1 protein-coding gene is annotated in these 1,665 nt (G+C 67.4%); it reads right to left on the bottom strand.

Annotated elements, in window-relative coordinates:
- Positions 1–1,502 (bottom strand): virulence factor Mce family protein (locus MVA01S_RS29760; protein WP_060941836.1); only part of this gene is annotated, 1,502 nt, incomplete at its 3' end.
- Positions 1,503–1,665: the final 163 nt, after the last annotated feature.

The following is a 1,665-nucleotide window of genomic DNA, read 5'->3' on the forward strand; positions in this document are numbered from 1 at the left end:
GGCGGCGGGCCGGGCTGCGGGTACCACGGCGGCGGCAGAGGGTTGTTCTGGTCGAACGCGTTCGGCGGGCCGGGCAGGTTGCCGTTGCGCGTGGTGCCGAACGCCGGCGGCGCCGGCGGCGGCGTGATGTCGGGGCCGCCCATCAGTTCGGCCAGCGACTCGGGCGTCAGCATGTTCCTGGTGAACGGCTGCACCTCGACGCCCTGCATCCCGGGCGCGACGACCCAGCCGGGCTCGTGGTTGCCGTGGGAGAACAAGGTGTCGCGGGAGAAGATGCCCGGCACGGTGGTGTCCTTGTAGCCGGGCGGCGGCCGCAGCCTCTCCTCCGAGTAGGCGATCTGCTTGGGCAGCGTCATCGCCGTCTGCAGCTGGTTCGCCCCGAACGGCAGGTAATTGAACTTGATCGAGTCGAGGATCGGGCCGAGGTACTGCGCGCACAGCTCCGCCGACTCCTGGTAGCCCAGCCGGCTGCCCGCCTGGATCGCGCTGCACAGGAACTCCATCGGGTTCGCGAAGTTCGCGATCACCGGCATCGCGACGATGCCGCCGGCGTTCGGCGACGAGATGTTCATCAGGTTCGCCGCGACGTTCGGGTAGGCGTGCAGTGCGGTCTCCAGACCGTCGCGTGGCTCGGGCTGCAAGATCGCGTTGGTGACATCGGCCAGGTTCTGCACGTCGTGCGCCAGCACCTCGCCGTTCTCGTCGACGAACTCCCGTGTGGTGGTGAGCAGTTCGTTCAAGTCTTGGACGGCAGTGGCGACCTCGCGGTCGGTGTCGGTGAACGCGTTGGTGAACTGCGCCAGATTGTTGTTCAGCGCGACGAACTGCTGGTCGCTCTGGTGCAGCGCGTTGACGAACAGCGCCAGGCTCTTGACCACGCTGAAGAAGTCGCCGCGGCCCTCGTTGAGCGTGTACAGCGCCTCCGACAGGTTGTTCAGCGTCGTGTTCAGCTGTTCACCCTTGCCGGCGAAACCGTCGGCGGCCGATTCGATGATGTCGCCGAACGGCCCCTTCGGCTGTTCCGGTGTCGGGCCGAGATCGGTGAGCAGCCTGCTGATCGAATCGCGCAGGTCGTCGTACTCGACGGGCACCTGCGTGCGGTCGACGTCGAGAACCGCGCCGTCCTTGAGCTCGGGCCCGCCGGTGTAGGGCGGCGACAGCTGAATGGTGCGCGAGGCCACCAGGCTCGGGTTCAGGATCGACGCGGTCGCGTTCTCCGGGACCTTGTACTTGCTCTCGTACTGGAGCGTGACCTTCATCTTGTCGCCTGCGGGTTCGATCTTGTCGATCGTGCCCACCTGGACACCCATGATCTGGACCTTGTCGCCGGGATAGATCGCCAGCGTCTGGGTGAAGTACGCGACCACGGTCTTGGTGGTCAGGTTCTTGTACACGTTCCAGCCGAGGATCGCGCCCACGACGGCCACCACCAGCACGACGGCCCCGACGATCACCGCCACCTTGGGCACCTTGAGATTTCGAACGTTGAAAACTGTCGACACGTGCTCGCCCCCTACCCTTGCGATCCCGGTGGGAGGAACGGTGGATTACCCGGCAGCAAAGGCTGGTCCGCGGGCGCGGGTGCGGGTCCCGGCCCCGGCGGTGGCGGCGGCCCGGTCAGGGCCGGCGGCAGCGGCGCGATGCCCGGGGTGAAGTCCGGCGGCG

Source organism: Mycolicibacterium vaccae NBRC 14118 = CIP 105934 (assembly GCF_001552715.1).
In the GTDB taxonomy this organism is placed as follows: domain Bacteria; phylum Actinomycetota; class Actinomycetes; order Mycobacteriales; family Mycobacteriaceae; genus Mycobacterium; species Mycobacterium vaccae.